The sequence below is a fragment of the Streptomyces sp. NPDC040610 genome, assembly GCF_055594065.1.
In genome coordinates, this window is sequence record NZ_JBVIXA010000008.1 from 24,567 (window position 1) to 43,800 (window position 19,234).

Below are 19,234 nucleotides of genomic sequence, written 5' to 3' on the forward strand. Positions count from 1 at the left end.
CGGGTGCCCCGCCCTTCCGGTGCCCCGGACCGCCTACGCCTCCCGGACCGCCTACGCCTCCCGTGCCACCTGTGCCGTCGAACCCCGCACCACCAGCTCCGGCTCGAAGAGCAGTTCCCCCGAAGGGACCGCGCTGCCCGAGATCTGGAGGGCGAGCAGTTCGACCGCCGCGCGGCCCATGGCTTCGATCGGCTGGCGGACCGTGGTGAGCGGCGGCTCGGTGCAGTTCATGAACGCCGAGTCGTCGAAGCCGACCACCGACACGTCACGCGGCACGACCAGACCCCGGCGGCGGGCCGCCCGGACGGCGCCGAGCGCGAGCGGGTCGCTGGCGCAGACGACGCCGGTGACCCCGGCGTCGAGCAGCCGGGCCGCCGCGGCCTGGCCGCCCTCCAGCGAGAACATCGCCCGCGCCACCCGCTCGTCGGGGAGCGGATCGCCCGCCGCCTCGGCGAGAGCGCGGGCCGCGGCCAGCTTGCGCTGCGAGGGCATGTGGTCGGCGGGTCCGAGCACCAGGCCGATGCGTTCGTGGCCGAGCGAGACCAGGTGGCGCCAGGCCTGCTCGACGGCCACGGCGTCGTCGCACGAGACGGCGGGGAAGCCCAGGTGCTCGATGCCCGCGTTCACCAGGACCACCGGGATGTTGCGCGCGGCGAGCTGCTTGTAGTGGTCGTGCGGCGCGTCGGCCTGCGCGTACAGGCCGCCCGCGAAGACGACGCCCGAGACCTGCTGCTGGAGCAGCAGCTCCACGTAGTCCGCCTCCGAGACGCCGCCCTTGGTCTGCGTGCACAGCACCGGGGTGAGCCCCTGCTGGGCGAGGGAGCCGCCGATGACCTCGGCGAACGCCGGGAAGATCGGGTTCTGCAGCTCCGGGAGCACGAGCCCGACAAGGCGCGCGCGCTCCCCACGCAGCTGGGTCGGCCGTTCGTAGCCGAGCACGTCGAGCGCGGAAAGCACGGCCTGCCGGGTGGCCTCCGAGACCCCCGGCTTGTTGTTGAGCACCCGGCTGACCGTGGCCTCGCTGACCCCGACCTTTTTCGCCACCTGAGCAAGTCGTCGCGTCATGCGCGCAAGATTAGCGCAAGAATTGCTGCCTGTTTGCGTAAACGGTGCGACGGCGTATGCCGGTGTACGACTGCGTCCTGACGGCGGACGGCGGACGGCGGACGGCGGCGAGGCCCGCGCGGGACCGGCTGCCCCGACTCAGCCCCGCACCCGCCGCCACTTGCGCAGGCTCACCAGCTCCCGCGGCGGCGTCAGCTTGCTGCCGACCTCGACGTACGACACCTCCGCCGCGTACACGCTGCCTTCGGAGTCCACGGCGACGCTGTGCGGCCAGTTGAACTGGTCGGGGGCCTCGCCGGGCAGTTCGGCGCCGAACCGGGTGACGAGCCGCCCCGCGCGGTCGTAGATCTGGATCTTGTGGCCGAGGCCAGGCACGCCCCGCTGCACCGGCGGCGGCCCCTGCTCGGCGACGTACACATGGGTGTCGGCGCCCCGGCCCGCGCAGACGGCGACCGCCTTGTGGGCGTGCCAGGACGTGCGGAATCCGCCGTCGAGGGAGAAGACCTGGACGCGGTGGTTCTCGCGGTCGCAGACGATCACCGCGTCGTCGCCGAACAGCGCGACCCCGTGCGGAAGGCTGAACCGGCCCTCGTCGGTGCCGGGGCCGCCCCAGGACAGCAGGTGGGTGCCCTCGGCGTCGTAGCGGTGGACGCGTGAGTTGCCGTAGCCGTCGGACACGAAGATGTCGCCGGTGCGGGGCGATATCGCCACGTCGGTGGGGCGGTTGAAGGGCTCCCCGCTCTGGAACGGCGCCGGGCGGCCGGTTCCGAGGGTCAGGAGCGTGTTCCCCTTGCGGTCGGTCTTGGTGATGCGGTTGCCGATGTCGTCGACGAGCCAGAGGTGGTCCTCGTGGTCGACGGTGATGGCGTGGGCGCGCTGGAACCGGCAGCCCCGCCAGCGCGGCATCGTGTTGCCGTACGGGTCCTCGAACGGCTCGGTCCCCGCGAACGGGGTGTCGTTGCCCCACATGTCGACGACGTTCCCGTCCCGGTCGAAGACGAGGACGGGCATGTTGCCGCGGTTGAAGACGTAGACGCGGTCCGCGGAGTCCACGGCGACGGAAGTGGCCTCCTTCAGCCACACCCCGTGCGGGATCCTGGCCCAGTACGGCACGGGTTCGTAGACGGTGTCAGCGGTCGCGGGTCCGACGGCCACGGGTCCTCCAAGGACGAGCGGGCCCGGATCATAGGACGGCCGCACGGCCGGGCGACAGAGGGCGGCGGTCCCTCAGGTGGCGCACCCGGCTTGACAGGCGGACGATGGAGTGAAGGGGCTGGTCGACGGCGTTGGCGTCGGTCGTGGAACCGCGGCGGCGGCAACCGACCCGAGACGGCGGCGTGCCCGGAACGGAGGAAGGCATCATGATCGAGGTCAAGGCGGTCGAAAAGCCTGATGAGCGGCGTGACTTCCCCCACGGCCACCTCGAAGCCGTCCATCTCACCGGCCTGGATTTCGCCGTGGGCACCTTCGAGCCCGGCTGGCGCTGGTCCGAGTCCGTGGGGCCGATCGCGGGGACCGCGAGCTGCATGATCCACCACAACGGCTATGTCGTCGAGGGGCGGATGCACATCCGCATGGACGACGGCGGCGAGAGCGAAGTCGGACCGGGCGATGTCTTCGTCTGTCCGCCAGGACACGATGCCTGGGTCGTGGGTGAGGAACCCGTCGTGGTGTACGACTTCGCAGGAGGCATGGCGCAGGAGTACGCGAAGGCGGCGGACGCGTAGGAGCGGCCCGTAAGAAGGGCTTGTCGCACACGCACTGCCTGCCGCTGAGCCCGACCGGCGTGCTGCGCCGGTAGGCGTTGCCGTCGACGGACCACGTGCCCTGCCCGCGCGGCATCCACCCCGGACGGTCCAGCACCACGTGCCGCCCTCGCCGTGGCCCGCTGGAATGGACAGGTGACCGCGCCCCCGGACGACTGCCTCGCGCGCAACGAGTGGATCTGCGGCGAGTATCTGAGCACCCGCCGCGAGATCCTCACCGACGCCGTCCTGCAGCACCTGGAGCTGACCGCGCTCTCCGTCCTGATCGCGCTCGCCATCGCCCTGCCCCTGGCCGTCCTGGCGCGCCGCTGGGGCCTCGCCGCCGGGCCGGTGCTCGCGGTCACCACCGTCCTGTACACGATCCCCTCCCTCGCAATGTTCTCGCTGCTGCTTCCGGTGTACGGCCTGTCGGAGACGCTGGTCATCGCGGGCCTCGTCCTGTACTCCCTGACGCTGCTCGTCCGGAACATCCTGGCCGGGCTGCGCGCCGTGCCCGAGGACACGCGGCAGGCCGCACGCGGCATGGGCTACGGCCCGATCCGGCTGCTCCTGACCGTCGAACTGCCGCTCGCCCTGCCCGCCGCCATGGCGGGCCTGCGCATCGCCACGGTCTCGGCGGTCTCGCTGGCCACCGTCGGCGCGATCGTCGGCTTCGGCGGCCTCGGCAACCTCATCTACTCCGGCATGAACACCTACTTCAAGGCCCAGGTCCTCACCGCCTCCGTGCTCTGCGTGGTCATCGCCGTCCTCGCCGACCTGCTGCTGCTCGGTGTGCAGCGACTCCTCACGCCCTGGACGAGGGCGGCCCGCGCATGACCACCCTCACCGACGCCTGGGACTGGCTCACCGACTCCGCGCACTGGGCGGGCGACGACGGCATCTGGCACCGGCTCACCCAGCACCTCGTCCTCACCGTCGTCTGCCTCCTGATCAGCTGCCTCGTCGCGCTGCCCATCGCCCTCGTCCTCGGCCACCTCGGCAAGGGCGGCGCGCTCGCCGTGAACATCTCCAACGTCGGCCGGGCCGTGCCGACCTTCGCGGTCCTCGTGCTGCTGCTCCTCACCCCGATCGGGGACTGGGGCGAGGGCCCCACGGTCGTCGCCCTGGTGCTGTTCGCCGTGCCGCCGCTGCTCACCAACGCGTACGTCGGCATGCGCGGCGTGGACCGCGGTGTCGTGCAGGCCGCGCGCGGGATGGGCATGACGGGGCGGCAGATGCTGTGGCGGGTCGAGGCACCGCTCGCGCTGCCCCTGATCATGAGCGGCGTCCGCATCGCCGCCGTCCAGCTCGTCGCCACCGCGACCATCGCCGCGCTCGCGGGCGGCGGCGGTCTCGGCCGCATCATCACGGCGGGCTTCAACCTGGCCAGCACGCCGCAGGTGGTGGCGGGCGCGGTGCTCGTCGCCGTGTTCGCCCTCCTGGTCGAGGGCGTCTTCGAGGCCGTCGAGCGGCTGGCGCCCGGGTGGGCGCGGAAGACCGGGAAGGGGTGAGGGGCGTGACCGGGAAGCCCGGGGCCGGGCGGGGCGCGGCGCCCCCGTCCATGACCGTGCGCGGCAGGAAGTGGCGCACCAGATGCGGCGTGCTGCTCGCGGCCGCCGCCCTGCTCGCCTCCGGCTGCGACTCCGGCCCCTCCCTGGAGACCCAGAACGAGGTCACCGAGCCGCCCGGCGACAGCAAGCACCTCGTCATCGGCTCCGCGGGCTTCACGGAGAGCGACCTGCTCGCGCAGATGTACGCGCTGCTCCTGGACAAGGCCGGATACGACACGGAGATCCTGTCCGTCGCCAACCGCGAACTGTACGAACCCGCCCTGGAGTCCGGGCAGATCGACGTCGTGCCCGAGTACGCGGCCACGTTCGCGGACTGGCTCAACGCCAAGGTCAACGGCGCCGACGCGAAGCCCGTCGGCTCGCCCGACCTGGACGCCACCATGAAGGCCCTGCGCGAGCTGGCCAGGCCACGCGGCCTGACGGTCCTCGACCCGGGCAGGGCCGTGGACCAGAACGCGTTCGCGGTGGCGTCGTCGTACGCCCGGGACCACGGCCTGAAAACCCTCACCGACCTGGGCAGGTCCGGCCTGAAGGTCCGGCTCGCCGCGGGCGACGAATGCGTCCAGCGCCCCTACTGCGAACCGGGCCTGAAGAAGGTCTACGGCATCGACATCACCGGCGTCGACCCCAAGGGCGTCGGCACCACCCAGGCCAAGAAGGCCGTCCAGAACGGCCAGGACCAGATGGTCCTCACCACCACGACGGACGCCACCCTGGACGAGTTCGACCTCGTCCTCCTCGCCGACGACAAACACCTCCAGAACGCCGACTACATCGTCCCCGTGGTCAACCGCTCCCGAGCGGGCAGCAAGGGCGTCTCCCGATCCCTGGCCCGCCTCAACACGGTCCTGACGACAGCGGACCTGGCAGACCTCAACCGCCAGGTGGACAGCTGGCGGCGGTTGCCGGAGGACGTGGCGAAGAAGTATCTGGAGGAGAAGGGGCTGTTGTAGGCGTGAGGTGCGGCGGCGGCCAAGGCGGTCGGTGGGGCCCCGGCAGCACTTTCCAACGAAGCCCCGAACTCGCCCCGCACCCCCACAGCGAAGGACCACCCACCGCCCGGATCACTTGGGCGGCAGCTCGGCCGTCGCGTCCAAGGCCGCCCGCAGCCACTCCTCCAGCGCGTCGTCGTCCAGGGCCTCCCCGGCCACGTACACCCAGCCCTTCGACACCCGCCCCTTGAACTCGTACGGCCGCGCCCCGGGCCGGGCGAGCGCGTCCGCCATGTCCTCCTGCGCCACCCGCAGGAACAGGTCGTCGCCCTCCACACCGCCCAGCGTGTTGCCCCGCACCAGGAACGCGAGCGCACCGAACATCTTCTTCTCGGCCGCCGCGCCATCCGCCCCCAGCCGCTCCCGGACCCGCTCCGCCAAGGCCTCGTCGTATGCCATGAACCGAACCTAACGGCATCCCCGGGCCCGCGCTCGCGGCGGGCGGGGGAGTACTCGACACCCCCCTTCGTCCTCAGCGGACATGTCCCCCAGGCCACGCTCCCTCCGCCCCCACGGTCGGCCCGCAGGCCTTCTCCATGAGGGTGAAGGACTTGGGGGTACCGCCCGGCTGCGGCTTGCCTGCCTTGTGGCCGACGACCCGGTAGCCGGCGTCCAGGTAGTAGGTGGTGAGGCGGGTGTTGCCGGCCAGGCAGTCCAGGCGTACGAGCGTGCGTCCCGTCGCGGCGACGCGCTGCTCCGCGGCACGCAGCAGGGACCGGCCCGTTCCGGGCGGTGCGCCGGCGCGGTCGACCATCAGGCGGTGTACGTAGCCGGCCACCGGCGGCTGCGGGCCCCAGGCGTCCTGGTCCTCCCACCACAGCTCCCATGCCCCGGCCACGCGGCCGTCGGTCTCGGCGAGCCAGACCTCGGCACTCGCCATGGCCTTGCGGAAGTGGTCCTCGGCCAGTTGGCCGGGCTGCCACTGGCCGGTGATGCCCTGGGCGAGCATCCAGCGGGCGGCGTCGTCGCGCAGACGCACGAGAGTGGCGAGGTCGGTGCCCTCGGCGAGGCGGAAGCGTAGATCATTCACTTCGCGATCCTCGCACGGGCCAGTACGGATGTTCGAGGCTTGTCCCGCCGGAAACCCCGCCGGAAACCCCGCCGCCCCGCGCCGGAGAGGCGCTACGCATCGGCGACCGAGTCGAACTCCACATCCCCCCGCCCCACCCCGTGCGCGTCCGCGTCCACCGACCGCCGCAGCGCCTCGTGCAGCTTCGCCGGGGTGAGGACGCCGACGAAGCGGGCGCCGTCCACGACGGCGACCCAGCCCGCGTCGTGCTGGAGCATCACGCCGAACGCCTGCTTCAGGGGTGCGCCGACGGGCACCCAGGCGTTCATGCGGTGGGCCAGGTCGCCGACGGTGGCGTCGTCCCCGGCGAGGGCGACCTCGTCGACGCCGACCCAGCCGTGCAGGTCGCCGCCCTCGTCGAGGACCATCGCCCAGCGGGCGTCGTCCGCGCGCAGCCGGGCCGCGGCCTGCGCGGCGGACTCGTCGAGGCGGGCGACGGGCGGCTGTTCCAGGTCGTCGACCTCGATCTCGGTGACCGAGAGCCGCTTGAGCCCGCGGTCGGCGCCGACGAACCTGGCCACGTACGGCGTCGCGGGCGTGCCGAGCACGGAGCCCGGCGTGTCGAACTGTTCGATGCGTCCCTGTCCGTACACCGCGACGCGGTCGCCGAGCCGGACGGCCTCCTCGATGTCGTGCGTGACCATCAGGACGGTCTTGCGCACGGTCCGCTGGAGGTTCAGGAACTCGTTCTGCAGCCGCTCGCGCACCACCGGGTCGACGGCGCCGAACGGCTCGTCCATCAGGAGCACCGGCGGGTCCGCGGCGAGCGCGCGGGCCACGCCGACGCGCTGGCGCTGGCCGCCGGAGAGCTGCTCGGGGTAGCGCGGTCCGTACGTCTTCGGGTCGAGCCCCACCAGGTCGAGCAGCTCGGCGGCGCGCGCCCGCGCCTTGGCCCGCTTCCAGCCGACGAGCGCGGGCACGGTGGCGGTGTTGTCGAGGACGGTGCGGTGCGGGAAGAGGCCGACCTGCTGGATGACGTAGCCGATGCGGCGCCGCAGCCGTACGGGGTCGACGGCAGCGATGTCCTCGCCGTTGATGTAGATACGGCCCGACGTCGGCTCGATCAGCCGGTTCACCATCATCATCGTGGTGGTCTTGCCGCAGCCGGACGGGCCGACGAGCGTGACCAGCTCTCCCTCGGCGACCTCGAAGGAGAGGTCGTCCACGGCCGTCGTGCCGTCCGGGTAGCGCTTGGTCACCTGCTCGAACCGGATCATTCCCTCACGCTAACCGTGCGTGATCCTCCCCGCACACGCTCGGCGCCCACTCACCCGCCCGCCCCGGGGCTCCCGCTCACCAGCACCACCTCCAGGGTGCGCGGCCCGTGCACGCCCTCGACGCGGTCGAGTTCGATGTCGCTGGTCGCCGACGGACCGGAGATCCAGGTGAGGGGGCGCCCGGGGTCGAGCCGTTCGAGGGCCTGCGGGACGGAGGAGACGACCTGGTCAGGGACGCGGACGACGCAGATGTGGTGGTCGGGGATCAGCGTGATGCGGCGGCGGCCCTGGTCGGGGGAGCCGTCGAGGACGAGGGTGCCGGTCTCGGCGACGGCGACCGCGCAGCCGGTGACCACGCTGTCGGCCCGGTCCAGCTCCGCGGTGGTGCACGCGGCCCGGTCGTGGATGCGGACCGGATCGGCGGCGGCCAGCCACTCGGGCGGCAGCGCGGGCGGCACGAGGACGTTCTGGGCGCCGCGCCGGGCCAGGAGCCGCGTCAGCAGGTCCGGCAGCTCGTCCAGGCCCGTGCGGTGCACGACCGCCCGGTAGTCGGCGAGGTTCTCGGCGAGCAGGTCGACGGTCTGCTCGGTGGTGCGCTCACCGTGCACGCGCGCGTAGTCCCGGTCGACGGCCGTGTCGTACGGCTCGTCGGGGACCGGCCCCAGCGCCCGGCCGATCCGCCCCAGGACGATGTCCCTGGCACTCATGCGCCCGCCTTCCCGTCCTCGGCATGTCCTTCGGTGGATGCCGGGTCGGCCGGCTTCGCAGGTCCCGCGGTACGCCCGTCGACGGACACCGCCCCCGCCGATCCCGCGCCACGCCCCTGAGTGCGCTGCCACCAGTCGCGGAACGGCTCCTTGGGCACCGTCGGCAGATCCCGTGTCGCGCTCCACGCCCGGCCGGGCCCCGGCAGCGTCCGGGGGTGTACGCGGCGGGTGCGGGCGGCGAGGCGCTGCCCGGCCCGCAGCAGGCCGGGCCGGGCGAACACCAGGCCCGCCGCGCGCATGGCGGCCCGCTCGGCCGCGTGGCCACGGGCGGGCCTGAGGGTCGTCTTCGCGCCGTGGCGGGTGAACTCGCCGCCCTGGACGACGCGTTCGCGCAGGTGCACCAGGACTTCGGGGATGTCGATGGCGACCGGGCACACCTCGTAACAGGCACCGCAGAGGCTGGAGGCGTAGGGGAGCGAGGCGTCGATCTCGCTGGCGGTGCCGCGCAGTTGGGGGCTGAGGATGGCGCCGATGGGGCCCGGGTAGACGGAGCCGTAGGCGTGCCCTCCGGCCCGCTCGTAGACGGGGCAGACGTTCAGGCAGGCCGAGCAGCGGATGCAGCGCAGGGCCTGGCGGCCGACGTCGTCGGCGAGGGTGTCGGTGCGGCCGTTGTCGAGGAGGACGAGGTGGAAGGCGGTGGGCCCGTCGCCGTCCGTGGTGCCGGTCCACATCGACGTGTACGGGTTCATGCGCTCGGCCGTCGAGGAGCGCGGCAGGGTCTGCAGGAACACCTCCAGGTCCCGCCACGTCGGCACGACCTTCTCGATGCCGACCACGGAGATCAGCGTCTCGGGCAGCGTCAGGCACATCCGCCCGTTGCCCTCCGACTCCACGACCACCATGGTGCCGGTCTCGGCGACCATGAAGTTCGCCCCCGAGACACCGACCTTGGCGCGCAGGAACTTCTCCCGCAGATGCAGCCGGGCGGCCTCGGCGAGCTCGGCGGGCGAGTCCGTCAGGCCGTCCGGGGCGGGGCGGCCCCAGTGCGCCATCTCCCGCGCGAAGATGTCGCGGATCTCGCCGCGGTTGCGGTGGATGGCGGGGACGAGGATGTGCGAAGGGCGGTCCTCGCCGAGCTGCACGATGAGCTCGGCGAGGTCGGTCTCGTACGCGTGGATGCCCGCGGCCTCCAGGGCTTCGTTGAGGCCGATCTCCTGTGTGGCCATCGACTTGACCTTGACCACCTCGCGCTCGCCGGTGGCCCGGACCAGATCGGTGACGATCCGGTTGGCCTCGTCCGCGTCGGCCGCCCAGTGCACGGTGCCGCCCGCCGCCGTCACCGCCTCCTCCAGGCGCACCAGATGGTCGCCGAGGTGACGCAGCGTGTGGTCCTTGATCTGCCGTCCGGCCTCGCGCAGCCGCGCCCAGTCGTCGAGTTCCGCGACGGCCTTCGCGCGTTTGTCGCGGATGGTGTGGGTGGCGTGGCGCAGATTGGCGCGCAGGGTCGTATCGCGCACGGCGTCGCGCGCCGCCGCGGGGAAGGCCGGCATCCCGAGATACGTGCCGCTCATGACCAGGGCTCCTTCTCCGTGCTCGCCAGGATCTCCGCGAGGTGCACCGGGCGCATCGCCGTGCGCAGCCGCGCCATCGTGCCGCCGAGGTGCATCAGGCAGGAGTTGTCCGCCGCGCACAGCACCTCCGCGCCCGTCGACTCGGCGGCGCGCACCTTGTCCGTCCCCATCGCCGCCGACACGTCGGAGTTCTTCACCGCGAACGTCCCGCCGAAGCCGCAGCACTCCCGCGCGCCCGGCAGCTCCACCAGGTCCAGCCCCTCGACGGCCGCGAGCAGCCGCGTCGGCCGGTCGCCGAGGCCGAGGGAGCGCAGACCGTGACAGGTCGGGTGGTACGTGACCGTGTGCGGGTAGTACGCGCCCACGTCGGTCACGCCGAGCACGTCCACCAGGAACTCGGTCAGCTCGTACGTCTTCGGCACCACCGGCGCCAGAGCGCGGGCGAGCCCGTCGCCCCGGCCCTCGGCGCGCGCCCGCTCGCCCATGCGCGGATACAGCTCGCGCACCATCGACCCGCATGATCCGGACGGCGTCACGATGGCGTCGTACTCGCCGAAGACATCGGAGAAATGTCGAGCGAGGGGCTCCGCCTGGTGTCGGTAACCGGTGTTGTAGTGGGCCTGCCCGCAACAGGTCTGCGCTGCCGGGAAGTCCACGTCCACACCCAGCCTGGTCAGGAGTTTCACCACGGCGCGGCCCGTGTCGGGATACAGCGTGTCGTTGACACACGTCAGGAAGAGGGCGACGCGCAACGCTGGTTCCTCCTTGTCGATCATCGGTGCTTTCCCCGGCAGCGTAATCTGGCGGGGGCGCCCTGGGGAGGGGGTGGCCTGGGCTTTGTCCTCGGCCTGGACGGGGCTGAAGAGATCGCCTCAAGGGCTCGTCCTCAAACGCCGGACGGGCTGTGTGGTTGCCGGAGCGTTGACCCTGAAGGAGTTGTGTTGAGCCAGTCGTACCGTCAGCCCGGAGTCGTGCTCACTGACCGGCGGTTCAGTGTGCCGTTGGACCATGACGTGCCCGGAGGTGAGCGGATCGAGTTGTTCGCCCGGGAGTGTGTCGCGGTCGGGCGCGAGGGCGCGGAGCTGCCGTGGCTGGTGTATCTCCAGGGCGGTCCCGGCTTCGGCGCCAACCGGTTCACCGGCAAGCAGGCGTGGCTCGGCCGCGCCCTGCGCGACTACCGCGTGCTGCTGCTCGACCAGCGCGGCACCGGCAGCTCCACCCCCGCCAACCGCCAGACGCTGCCGCTGCGCGGCGGGCCGCGCGAACAGGCCGACTACCTCGCGCACTTCCGCGCCGACGCGATCGTGCGCGACTGCGAGGCGATCCGGACCGAGGTCACCGGCGGCGCGCCCTGGACCGTCCTCGGCCAGAGCTTCGGCGGCTTCTGCGCCACGCACTACCTGTCGACCGCGCCCGAAGGACTCGCGGCGGCCCTGATCACCGGCGGGCTTCCGACCCTCGACGGCCACGCCGACGACGTGTACCGGGCCGCGTACCCGCGCATGGAGCGCAAGTCCCTCGCCCACTATGCCCGTTACCCCCAGGACGCCGAGCGCGCCCGCCGCATCGCCGAGTACGTGGCCGAGCACGAGCCCGTCCTGCCCGGCGGCTACCGGTTCACCACCGAGGCCTTCCAGTCCCTCGGCATCCTGCTCGGCACCGGCGACGGCACCCACCGGCTGCACTACCTCCTGGAGGACGCCTTCGTGCGGACCCCGGCGGGCCACGCCCTGTCCGACGCCTTCCAGGAGGCCGTCCTCGGCATCCTGTCGTACGCCGGAGCGCCGCTGTACGCCCTGCTGCACGAGGCCTGTTACGCCCAGGGCGGGCGGCCCACCGCCTGGTCGTCCGAGCGGGTGCGGGCCGAGTTCCCGCGCTTCGAGGCGGGCAAGAGCCTCGCGGACGGCGCGCCGCCGCTGTTCACCGGCGAGGCGGTGCAGCGCTGGATGTTCGACTCCGACCCCGCCCTGCGCCCGCTGCGCGAGACGGCCGACCTGCTCGCGGAACGCGTCGACTGGCCCGCGTTGTACGACCCTTCGCGCCTCGCCGCGAACGAGGTGCCGGTGGCCGCGGCCGTCTACCACGACGACATGTTCGTCGACACCGAGCACGCGCTGGGCACCGCCCGCGCGATCCGGGGGCTGCGCACCTGGGTCACGGACGAGTACGAGCACGACGGCCTGCGGGCGAGCGGGCCGCGGGTCCTTGACCGGCTCATCGGCCTGGCGCGCGGCGAACTCTGACCCGGAGATGTGAGGTGGAGAGGTGACCTCGTGGTGCCCGGCGCGCGCGGTTAGGCTGCGGCCATGACCGACCAGCAGAACAGCGCCGCCGAGCCCACGCAGCTCGCCCCCATGCCCGAGGACTGGCAGCGGGCCCTCGCCGTCGTCGCCCACCCGGACGACCTGGAGTACGGCTGCGCCGGTGCGATCGCCGCGTGGACCGACGCCGGGCGCGAGGTGGTGTACGTGCTCGCCACGCGCGGCGAGGCGGGCATCGACACCCTCGCGCCCGCCGAGGCGGCGCCGCTGCGCGAGCGGGAGCAGCGGGCGAGCGCCGCCGTCGTCGGCGTGGACACCGTCGAGTTCCTCGACCACAAGGACGGGGTGATCGAGTACGGCACGGCGCTGCGCCGCGACATCGCCGCCGCCATCCGCAAGCACAAGCCCGAGCTGGTCATCACCCTCAACCACCGCGACACCTGGGGCGGTGTCGCCTGGAACACCCCCGACCACGTCGCCGTCGGCCGCGCCACGCTCGACGCCGCGTCCGACGCGGGCAACCGCTGGATCTTCCCCGAACTGACCGAGCAGGGCCTCGAACCGTGGAACGGCGTGCGCTGGGTCGCCGTCGCGGGCACCAACGCGCCGACCCACGCGGTGGACGCGACCCCCGGCCTCGAGCGGGCCATCCAGTCCCTGCTCGAACACCGGGCGTACATCGAGGTCCTCACCGACGAGGACCCCGAGAAGTACTGCCGCACCTTCCTCAGCGGCTTCGCCGAGCAGCTCGCGCCCCGCTTCGGCGGGAAGCCCGCCGTGGCGTTCGAGGTCTTCAGCCGCTGACCCGCCGCCCGTAGGCTGACGGTACGTCAGATGTGTACCGTCGGCGCGGGAAGAGGGTCGGACCGGTGATCGACACAGTCAGCACGGACATCCCGGAGGGCGCGGAGCGGCGGCTGCGCCTCGACGTCGAGGACGGCGTCGGCGTCCTCACCCTCTGCCGCCCCGCCCGGCTCAACGCCTGGAGCTGGGAGTCCACCCGCCAACTCGGCCTGTACGCCGACCGCATCCGTTTCGACGACTCGATCCGCGCGGTCCTGCTGCGGGCCGAGGGCCGGGCGTTCTGCGCGGGCATCGACATCACCGCGCCGGGCGGCGCCATCACCGGCCGCTCGGCCGCGGAGCGCACCGGCACCTACTACGAGGGCATCCGCTGGGCGCACGAGCGCTTCCGGGCTTTCGCGGGCCTGCCGCAGCCCGTCGTCGCCGCCGTGCAGGGCTACTGCCTGGGCTTCGGCTTCGAACTCGCCCTCATGGCGGACGTCCGGATCGCCGCCGACGACGCGGTGTTCGCCCTGCCCGAGGCCCAACTCGGCGTCACCGTCGACGCGGGCGGCGACCTGCGCCTCGCCCGGGAGGCGGGCGCGGGCTGGGCCAAGTACCTCGCCCTCACCGGCCGCCGCATCGACGCCGCGACCGCGGAACGCCTCCACCTCGCCCAACTCGTCGTGCCCCGCGCCGACCTGGCCTCGGCCGCACGGGAAGTCGCCGCCGAGATCGCCGCGAACGCGCCCCTCGCCGTCCGCGGCGTCAAGCGGGACATCGACGCCTACGCCGACGTGGGCCTCGGCCGGGCGCTGGACCGCGTGGCGATGAACGCGGCGGTCACGCTGACGTCGGAGGACGTGGGGGAGGGGTTCGCGGCGAAGGCGGGTGGGCGGGCGGCGGAGTTCGAGGGGAAGTGAGGGGGTGGGAGTGTGCGTGCTCGCGCCGGGTCGGGAGGGTGCGCGTCCCCCGCCGGGGTCAAGTCGGTGTACGTTCGCCCCGGTCGGCCGGGGGTGTGCGGCCCAACTGCTCCCGCACCGGCACCACCGGCGGATTCACCACGGCCCGCCGCTGCCAGTTCGCGCCGTCGACCACCAGGGTGTGGCCCGTGATGAAGCGGGCGTAGGGGGAGGCCAGGAACGTGGCCGCCCAGCCCAGTTCGCGCGGGGCGCCGACGCGGAGGGCGGGCTGGCGGGTGGCCAGGGTGTGGTCGGGGCCGAGGCCGTCGCGGATGTCCGGCGGCATGTCCCCGTGCGGCATCAGGCCGGGTACGAGGCCGTTGACCTGGATGCCGTACGGCCCCCACTCCACCGCCAGCGTCTCCACCAGGCTCCGCACGCCCGCCTTCGCCGCCGCGCTGTGCGCGAAGCCGGGGCCGCCCGTCCAGGCGTAGGACGCGCCGATGTTGATGATCGAGGCGGGCGTGCCCGCCGCTAGGTGGCGGCGGGCGAACTCCCGGGTCATGAAGAAGGTCCCGGTCAGCGTCGCGTCGACGACCGCGCGCCAGGCGTTGGGGGACATCTCCTCCGCGGGCACGGGGAAGTTCGCCGCCGCGTTGTTCACCAGGACGCCGGGCAGGCCGTACGCGGACTCGGCGGCGTCGAACGCCGCGGCGACCCGGTCCGGGTCGCGGATGTCGCACACCGCCGTCGCCACGCGCCCGCCCAGCGCCGCCAGTTCCGCGCGGGCCGCGGCGAGACGGGGCGCGCTCCGGCTCGCGATCACCAAGTCCGCGCCGAGCCGGGCGAATTCGGCCGCGATGGCGAGGCCCAGGCCGCTGCCGCCCCCGGTGATCAGGGCGACGGTGCCGTCGAACGTGCCGGGGGGCAAGGCGGTCGCGCCGGGTGGGGGAGGGGCGGGGAGGCCGGGAGGTGGAGGTGTGGTGTCGTCGGTTGATGTCTTGCCGGGGGCGGGCCGCCGGGTGCCGTCGCTCGTCATGGACGCATCGATAGCGCGGCGGCCCGTAAAGCTCCAGAGGCAGTGCGGGGCGGTGCGGGGCAGTATGGGGCGGTGCGCGAGGAAGGTGCTGGATTGACATATTGGCTTGCTGATTCTGCAATGGAGGCATGGGAAGCGCAAAGAAGTCCGCCGCCGCCGATCCGCACGACTCCGCCCACTCGCCTCACGCCGATCAATCCGCTGATCCCGCTGATCCCGCCGACCCGGTTGACTCCGGCGACGACACCGACAAGGTCCTCACCGCCGTCGGCCCCCGCCTGCGCAAGATCCGCAAGGAGCGCGGTGCCACCCTCGCGGGGCTCTCCGAGGCCACCGGCATCTCCGTCAGCACCCTGTCCCGCCTGGAGTCGGGCGGTCGCAGGCCGAGCCTCGAACTGCTCCTGCCCATCGCCCGCGCCCACCAGGTGCCCCTCGACGAACTCGTCGGCGCCCCGCCGGTGGGCGACCCGCGGGTGCGGGCCAAGCCGATCGTCCGGCACGGGCGGACCATGGTGCCGCTGACCCGCCAGCCCGGCGGGCTCCAGGCGTACAAGGTCATCGAGCCCCCGCGCTCCGTCCAGCCCGACCCGCGGACCCACGAGGGCTACGAGTGGCTGTACGTCCTTTCGGGGCGGCTGCGCCTCGTCCTCGCCGAGCACGACGTGGTGCTCGGTCCCGGCGAGGCGGCGGAGTTCGACACACGCGTGCCGCACTGGTTCGGGTCGACGGGGGAGGGTCCGGTGGAGTTCCTGAGCCTCTTCGGGCCGCAGGGGGAGCGCATGCACGTACGGGCGCGGCCCGCAGTGAAGGGCGGCAAGGGGGAGTAAAGGGGGAGTGGGTGACGAGGAGGCGGACCGGGCGGACCAGGTGGAGTGGCCGCCGCCGAGGGGGGGCCGCACTGTTCCCTTCCCGGCAAGCGACCGCTTAGTATGTATGCGGAGCACGGTCGACTACAGCGTGGAGGCCCCGCATGCGCGCATGGCACGTACACCGCAACGGCGAGCCGGGCGAGGTGATGCGGCTCGAAGAGGCGGAGCGGCCCGTGCCCGGCGACGGGCAGGTGCTCCTGAAGGTCCGCGCCGCGAACATCAACTTCCCCGACGTGCTGCTGTGCCGGGGGCAGTACCAGATCACCCCGCCGCTGCCGTTCACGCCGGGCGTGGAGATCTGCGGCGAGACCGAGGACGGGCGGCGCGTCATCGCCAACCCGGCGCTGCCGCACGGCGGACTCGCCGAGTACGCCGTCGCGGACGCCGCCGCCCTGCTGCCCGCGCCGGACGCCCTCGACGACGCGGAGGCCGCCGCACTGCACATCGGCTACCAGACCGGCTGGTTCGGCCTGCACCGGCGCGCGCACCTCAAGGAGGGCGAGACGCTGCTCGTGCACGCGGCCGCGGGCGGTGTCGGCAGCGCGGCCGTGCAGCTCGGCAGGGCGGCGGGCGCCCGCGTCATCGGCGTCGTCGGCGGCCCGGAGAAGGCCGAGGTCGCGCGCGGGCTCGGCTGCGACCTGGTCGTCGACCGGCGCGCGGACGACATCGTGGGCGCCGTGAAGGAGGCCACCGGCGGCCGCGGCGCCGACGTCGTGTACGACCCGGTGGGCGGCGACGCCTACGCCAAGTCCGCCAAGTGCGTGGCCTTCGAGGGCCGCATCCTCGTCGTCGGCTTCGCGAGCGGCGCCATCCCGACGCCCGCCCTCAACCACGCCCTGGTGAAGAACTACTCGATCGTCGGCCTGCACTGGGGCCTGTACAACACCAAGGACCCGCGCGCCGTCCGGGAGTGCCACGAACACCTCACCGAGCTGGCCGCGAAGGGCGCCGTCAAGCCCCTGGTGAGCGAGCGCGTGCCGCTCGGCCGGGCCGCGGCGGCCGTCCAGCGCGTCGCCGACGGCACCACCACCGGCCGCGTGACCGTGCTGCCCGCCCTCCCCGAGGAGGCCACCGCATGACCGACGCAGCCGAACTCCGCCGCCGTACGAAGGACCTGCTCGCCGCGCACCCCCCGGCGACCACGGACCGCACCGACTTCCTCAAGGCCCGCTTCGACGCCGGACTCGCCTGGGTGCACTACCCCGAGGGCCTCGGCGGCCTGGGCGCCCCGCGAACCCTCCAGGCCGTGGTGGACGCCGAGCTCGAGGCCGCGGGCGCGCCCGACAACGACCCGCGCCGCATCGGCATCGGCCTCGGCATGGCCGCGCCCACCATCCTCGGCTTCGGCACGGACGAGCAGAAGCGCCGCTTCCTGCGGCCCTTGTGGGTCGGCGAGGAGGTGTGGTGCCAGCTGTTCAGCGAACCCGGCGCCGGATCCGACCTCGCGGCGCTCGGCACCCGCGCCGTCCGCGACGGCGAGAGCTGGGCCGTCGACGGGCAGAAGGTGTGGACGTCCAGCGCGCACGTCGCCCGCTGGGGCATCCTCATCGCCCGCACCGACCCGGACGTGCCCAAGCACCGCGGCATCACGTACTTCATCTGCGACATGACCGACCCCGGTGTCGAGGTGCGGCCGCTGCGCCAGATCACCGGCGAGGCCGAGTTCAACGAGGTCTTCCTCAGCGGCGTGCGCATCCCGGACAGCCGCCGCCTCGGCGCGGTCGGCGACGGCTGGAAGGTCGCGCAGACCACCCTCATGAACGAGCGCGTCTCCATCGGCGGCATGCGCGTCCCCCGCGAGGGCGGCATGATCGGCCCGGTCGCCAAGGCCTGGCGCGAGCGCCCCGAACTGCGCACCCACGACCTGCACCAGCGCCTGCTCACCCTCTGGGTGGAGGCGGAGGTCGCCCGGCTCGCCGGCGACCGCCTTCGCCAGCAGCTCGTCGCGGGCCAGCCGGGCCCCGAGGGCTCCGGCATGAAGCTCGGCTTCGCCCGCCTCAACCAGGAGATCAGCGGCCTGGAGGTGGAACTCCTCGGCGACGAGGGCCTGTTGTACGACGACTGGACGATGCGCCGGCCCGACCTCGTCGACTTCACCGGGCGCGAGGCGGGCTACCGCTATCTGCGCTCCAAGGGCAACAGCATCGAGGGCGGGACCAGCGAGGTGCTGCTCAACATCGTCGCCGAGCGCGTCCTCGGCCTGCCGCCGGAACCGCGCACCGACAAGGACGTCGCCTGGAAGGACCTGACCCGATGACGACGCAGAGCGACCTGCTGTACACGGAGGAAGAGGAGGCGGTGCGCTCCGCCGTGCGCTCCCTCCTCGCCGACCGCTGCGCCCCGGCCGACGTCCTCGCCCGCGCCGAGTCGGAGCAGCCGCACGACCGCGAGCTGTGGAAGACCCTCGCCGACGGCATGGGCCTCGCCGGGCTCCTGGTGCCCGAGGACCGCGGCGGACAGGGCGCCTCGCACCGCGAAGCGGCCGTGGTCCTGGAGGAGCTGGGGCGCGCGGTGGCGCCGGTGCCGTATCTGACGAGCGCCGTCATCGCCACCGAGACGCTGCTGGCCTGCACCGGCGACGCGGCGGCGGAACTCCTCGCCGCGCTCGCGTCCGGCCGCACGGTCGGCGCGCTCGCCGTGCCGTTCGCCACCGCCCCGGAGGCCGACCGCCCGCGGGCGCGGTTCGACCGGGGCGCCCTGCACGGCGAGGTGCGGGGCGTCGCGGACGCAGCGGCCGCCGACGTCCTGCTCGTCCCGGCGGACGGCGGGCTGTACGCCGTCGACACCGAGCGGGACGGCGTCACCGTCACCCCGCAGACCTCCCTCGACCGTACGCGCCCGCTCGCCGTGGTCACTCTCGACGGGGCCCCCGCCCGCCTGCTCGCCGAGGGCACGGAAGCGGAGACGACCGTACGTCTCGGTCTGCGCTCCGGAGCAGGACTGCTCGCCTCCGAGCAACTCGGCATCGCCGAATGGTGCTTGACGGAAACCGTCGCCTATCTGAAGGAGCGCCACCAGTTCAACCGGCCCGTCGGCTCCTTCCAAGCCCTCAAGCACCGCCTCGCCGAGCTCTGGCTGCGCGTGGTCAACACCCGCGCCGCCGCCCGGCACGCCGCCGACGCCCTCGCCACCGGCAGCGACGAGCCGCACCTCGCGGCCGCCCTCGCCCAGGCCTACGCGGCCCCCGTGGCGGTGCGCGCCGCCGAGGAGGCGCTCCAGCTGCACGGCGGTATCGGCATGACGTGGGAGCACCCCGTCCATCTGTACCTGAAGCGGGCCAAGGCCGACTCGATCGCCCTGGGCACGGCCGGACAGCACCGGGCGGAATTGGCCGACCTGGTCGACCTCCCCGCGCCCGCAACGCCCTGACCTGGTCGTAGTCCCCGGGCCGTATAGGACCCCGCCATTACCCGCCCATTACATGAGGCATAATTGCGAGCCGT

The 19,234-nt window shown here is 73.2% G+C and carries 20 protein-coding genes; 11 read left to right on the forward strand and 9 right to left on the reverse strand.

What is annotated here, in order from left to right; all coding sequences use genetic code 11:
• Positions 1–51 precede the first annotated feature (51 nt).
• Positions 52–1,065, reverse strand: a complete 1,014-nt coding sequence (locus tag ACZ6AA_RS26035) for a LacI family DNA-binding transcriptional regulator (RefSeq protein ID WP_471460266.1) — start codon at positions 1,063–1,065, stop codon at positions 52–54.
• A 138-nt stretch (positions 1,066–1,203) separates the two neighbouring features.
• Positions 1,204–2,220, reverse strand: coding sequence for a peptidyl-alpha-hydroxyglycine alpha-amidating lyase family protein (locus ACZ6AA_RS26040; RefSeq protein WP_471460268.1), 1,017 nt, complete (start codon positions 2,218–2,220; stop codon positions 1,204–1,206).
• Between the two features lie 206 nt (positions 2,221–2,426).
• Between ACZ6AA_RS26040 and ACZ6AA_RS26045 the strand changes: the two genes are divergently transcribed.
• The 4 genes from ACZ6AA_RS26045 to ACZ6AA_RS26060 all read left to right on the forward strand — a co-directional run bounded on the left by ACZ6AA_RS26045 (position 2,427) and on the right by ACZ6AA_RS26060 (position 5,334).
• A complete protein-coding gene (locus ACZ6AA_RS26045) occupies positions 2,427–2,792 on the forward strand; it encodes a cupin domain-containing protein (RefSeq protein ID WP_468455383.1) in 366 nt (121 codons plus the stop codon).
• A 174-nt stretch (positions 2,793–2,966) separates the two neighbouring features.
• Positions 2,967–3,647, forward strand: coding sequence for an ABC transporter permease (locus ACZ6AA_RS26050; protein WP_468455385.1), 681 nt, complete (start codon positions 2,967–2,969; stop codon positions 3,645–3,647).
• The gene (locus tag ACZ6AA_RS26055; protein WP_471460270.1) at positions 3,644–4,321 is read left to right on the forward strand and encodes an ABC transporter permease; all 678 of its coding nucleotides are present in this window, start codon (positions 3,644–3,646) and stop codon (positions 4,319–4,321) included. The genes ACZ6AA_RS26050 and ACZ6AA_RS26055 overlap by 4 nt, the downstream gene beginning before the upstream one ends.
• Positions 4,322–4,371: 50 nt before the next feature.
• On the forward strand, positions 4,372–5,334 hold the full coding sequence (locus ACZ6AA_RS26060) for an ABC transporter substrate-binding protein (protein WP_468455784.1): 963 nt from the start codon (positions 4,372–4,374) through the stop codon (positions 5,332–5,334).
• 111 nt (positions 5,335–5,445) lie between these two features.
• Here ACZ6AA_RS26060 and ACZ6AA_RS26065 read toward each other — a convergent pair whose 3' ends face one another.
• The 6 genes from ACZ6AA_RS26065 to ACZ6AA_RS26090 all read right to left on the reverse strand — a co-directional run bounded on the left by ACZ6AA_RS26065 (position 5,446) and on the right by ACZ6AA_RS26090 (position 10,689).
• Positions 5,446–5,772, reverse strand: a complete 327-nt coding sequence (locus tag ACZ6AA_RS26065; RefSeq protein ID WP_471460272.1) for a TfoX/Sxy family protein — start codon at positions 5,770–5,772, stop codon at positions 5,446–5,448.
• Between the two features lie 73 nt (positions 5,773–5,845).
• Positions 5,846–6,403 (reverse strand): GNAT family N-acetyltransferase, encoded by a 558-nt coding sequence (locus ACZ6AA_RS26070; protein WP_471460273.1) that lies wholly within the window; start codon positions 6,401–6,403, stop codon positions 5,846–5,848.
• Between the two features lie 92 nt (positions 6,404–6,495).
• Positions 6,496–7,659, reverse strand: coding sequence for an ABC transporter ATP-binding protein (locus ACZ6AA_RS26075; RefSeq protein WP_471460275.1), 1,164 nt, complete (start codon positions 7,657–7,659; stop codon positions 6,496–6,498).
• A 50-nt stretch (positions 7,660–7,709) separates the two neighbouring features.
• A complete protein-coding gene (locus ACZ6AA_RS26080; protein ID WP_468455395.1) occupies positions 7,710–8,366 on the reverse strand; it encodes a LutC/YkgG family protein in 657 nt (218 codons plus the stop codon).
• On the reverse strand, positions 8,363–9,937 hold the full coding sequence (locus ACZ6AA_RS26085) for a lactate utilization protein B (RefSeq protein ID WP_471460277.1): 1,575 nt from the start codon (positions 9,935–9,937) through the stop codon (positions 8,363–8,365). The genes ACZ6AA_RS26080 and ACZ6AA_RS26085 overlap by 4 nt, the downstream gene beginning before the upstream one ends.
• Positions 9,934–10,689, reverse strand: a complete 756-nt coding sequence (locus tag ACZ6AA_RS26090) for a (Fe-S)-binding protein (RefSeq protein WP_468481917.1) — start codon at positions 10,687–10,689, stop codon at positions 9,934–9,936. Before ACZ6AA_RS26090 ends, ACZ6AA_RS26085 begins: the two co-directional genes overlap by 4 nt.
• A 189-nt stretch (positions 10,690–10,878) precedes the next feature.
• Here ACZ6AA_RS26090 and ACZ6AA_RS26095 point away from each other — a divergent pair, with 189 nt between their 5' ends.
• From ACZ6AA_RS26095 to ACZ6AA_RS26105, 3 genes are all read left to right on the forward strand, one after another.
• Positions 10,879–12,180 (forward strand): alpha/beta fold hydrolase, encoded by a 1,302-nt coding sequence (locus ACZ6AA_RS26095; RefSeq protein WP_471460279.1) that lies wholly within the window; start codon positions 10,879–10,881, stop codon positions 12,178–12,180.
• 63 nt (positions 12,181–12,243) lie between these two features.
• A complete protein-coding gene (locus ACZ6AA_RS26100; protein WP_471460281.1) occupies positions 12,244–13,002 on the forward strand; it encodes a PIG-L deacetylase family protein in 759 nt (252 codons plus the stop codon).
• Positions 13,003–13,067: 65 nt separating this feature from the next.
• A complete protein-coding gene (locus tag ACZ6AA_RS26105) occupies positions 13,068–13,904 on the forward strand; it encodes an enoyl-CoA hydratase/isomerase family protein (protein WP_471460283.1) in 837 nt (278 codons plus the stop codon).
• 58 nt (positions 13,905–13,962) lie between these two features.
• Here the strand turns inward: ACZ6AA_RS26105 and ACZ6AA_RS26110 are convergent, their stop codons facing one another.
• Complete coding sequence (locus ACZ6AA_RS26110) at positions 13,963–14,922, reverse strand: SDR family oxidoreductase (RefSeq protein WP_471460285.1); 960 nt, start codon at positions 14,920–14,922, stop codon at positions 13,963–13,965.
• A 128-nt stretch (positions 14,923–15,050) separates the two neighbouring features.
• Here ACZ6AA_RS26110 and ACZ6AA_RS26115 point away from each other — a divergent pair, with 128 nt between their 5' ends.
• From ACZ6AA_RS26115 to ACZ6AA_RS26130, 4 genes are all read left to right on the forward strand, one after another.
• Positions 15,051–15,749 (forward strand): helix-turn-helix domain-containing protein, encoded by a 699-nt coding sequence (locus ACZ6AA_RS26115; protein WP_471460287.1) that lies wholly within the window; start codon positions 15,051–15,053, stop codon positions 15,747–15,749.
• Between the two features lie 143 nt (positions 15,750–15,892).
• Positions 15,893–16,870, forward strand: coding sequence for an NADPH:quinone oxidoreductase family protein (locus ACZ6AA_RS26120; protein ID WP_471460289.1), 978 nt, complete (start codon positions 15,893–15,895; stop codon positions 16,868–16,870).
• Positions 16,867–18,048: an acyl-CoA dehydrogenase family protein gene (locus tag ACZ6AA_RS26125; protein WP_468455409.1), complete on the forward strand. Its 1,182-nt coding sequence runs from the start codon at positions 16,867–16,869 to the stop codon at positions 18,046–18,048. Before ACZ6AA_RS26120 ends, ACZ6AA_RS26125 begins: the two co-directional genes overlap by 4 nt.
• Positions 18,045–19,160 (forward strand): acyl-CoA dehydrogenase family protein, encoded by a 1,116-nt coding sequence (locus ACZ6AA_RS26130; RefSeq protein WP_468455411.1) that lies wholly within the window; start codon positions 18,045–18,047, stop codon positions 19,158–19,160. Before ACZ6AA_RS26125 ends, ACZ6AA_RS26130 begins: the two co-directional genes overlap by 4 nt.
• The last annotated feature ends 74 nt before the right edge of the window (positions 19,161–19,234 follow it).

Bases quoted from the DNA above. Each gene is read 5' to 3' on its own strand.
- ACZ6AA_RS26080 (WP_468455395.1), bottom strand. From the start codon at position 8,366: ATGAGTGCCAGGGACATCGTCCTGGGGCGGATCGGCCGGGCGCTGGGG.
- ACZ6AA_RS26115 (WP_471460287.1), top strand. From the start codon at position 15,051: ATGGGAAGCGCAAAGAAGTCCGCCGCCGCCGATCCGCACGACTCCGCC.
- ACZ6AA_RS26120 (WP_471460289.1), top strand. From the start codon at position 15,893: ATGCGCGCATGGCACGTACACCGCAACGGCGAGCCGGGCGAGGTGATG.
- ACZ6AA_RS26045 (WP_468455383.1), top strand. From the start codon at position 2,427: ATGATCGAGGTCAAGGCGGTCGAAAAGCCTGATGAGCGGCGTGACTTC.
- ACZ6AA_RS26100 (WP_471460281.1), top strand. From the start codon at position 12,244: ATGACCGACCAGCAGAACAGCGCCGCCGAGCCCACGCAGCTCGCCCCC.
- ACZ6AA_RS26075 (WP_471460275.1), bottom strand. From the start codon at position 7,659: ATGATCCGGTTCGAGCAGGTGACCAAGCGCTACCCGGACGGCACGACG.
- ACZ6AA_RS26065 (WP_471460272.1), bottom strand. From the start codon at position 5,772: ATGGCATACGACGAGGCCTTGGCGGAGCGGGTCCGGGAGCGGCTGGGG.
- ACZ6AA_RS26130 (WP_468455411.1), top strand. From the start codon at position 18,045: ATGACGACGCAGAGCGACCTGCTGTACACGGAGGAAGAGGAGGCGGTG.
- ACZ6AA_RS26035 (WP_471460266.1), bottom strand. From the start codon at position 1,065: ATGACGCGACGACTTGCTCAGGTGGCGAAAAAGGTCGGGGTCAGCGAG.
- ACZ6AA_RS26110 (WP_471460285.1), bottom strand. From the start codon at position 14,922: ATGACGAGCGACGGCACCCGGCGGCCCGCCCCCGGCAAGACATCAACC.
- ACZ6AA_RS26060 (WP_468455784.1), top strand. From the start codon at position 4,372: ATGACCGTGCGCGGCAGGAAGTGGCGCACCAGATGCGGCGTGCTGCTC.
- ACZ6AA_RS26125 (WP_468455409.1), top strand. From the start codon at position 16,867: ATGACCGACGCAGCCGAACTCCGCCGCCGTACGAAGGACCTGCTCGCC.
- ACZ6AA_RS26085 (WP_471460277.1), bottom strand. From the start codon at position 9,937: ATGAGCGGCACGTATCTCGGGATGCCGGCCTTCCCCGCGGCGGCGCGC.
- ACZ6AA_RS26055 (WP_471460270.1), top strand. From the start codon at position 3,644: ATGACCACCCTCACCGACGCCTGGGACTGGCTCACCGACTCCGCGCAC.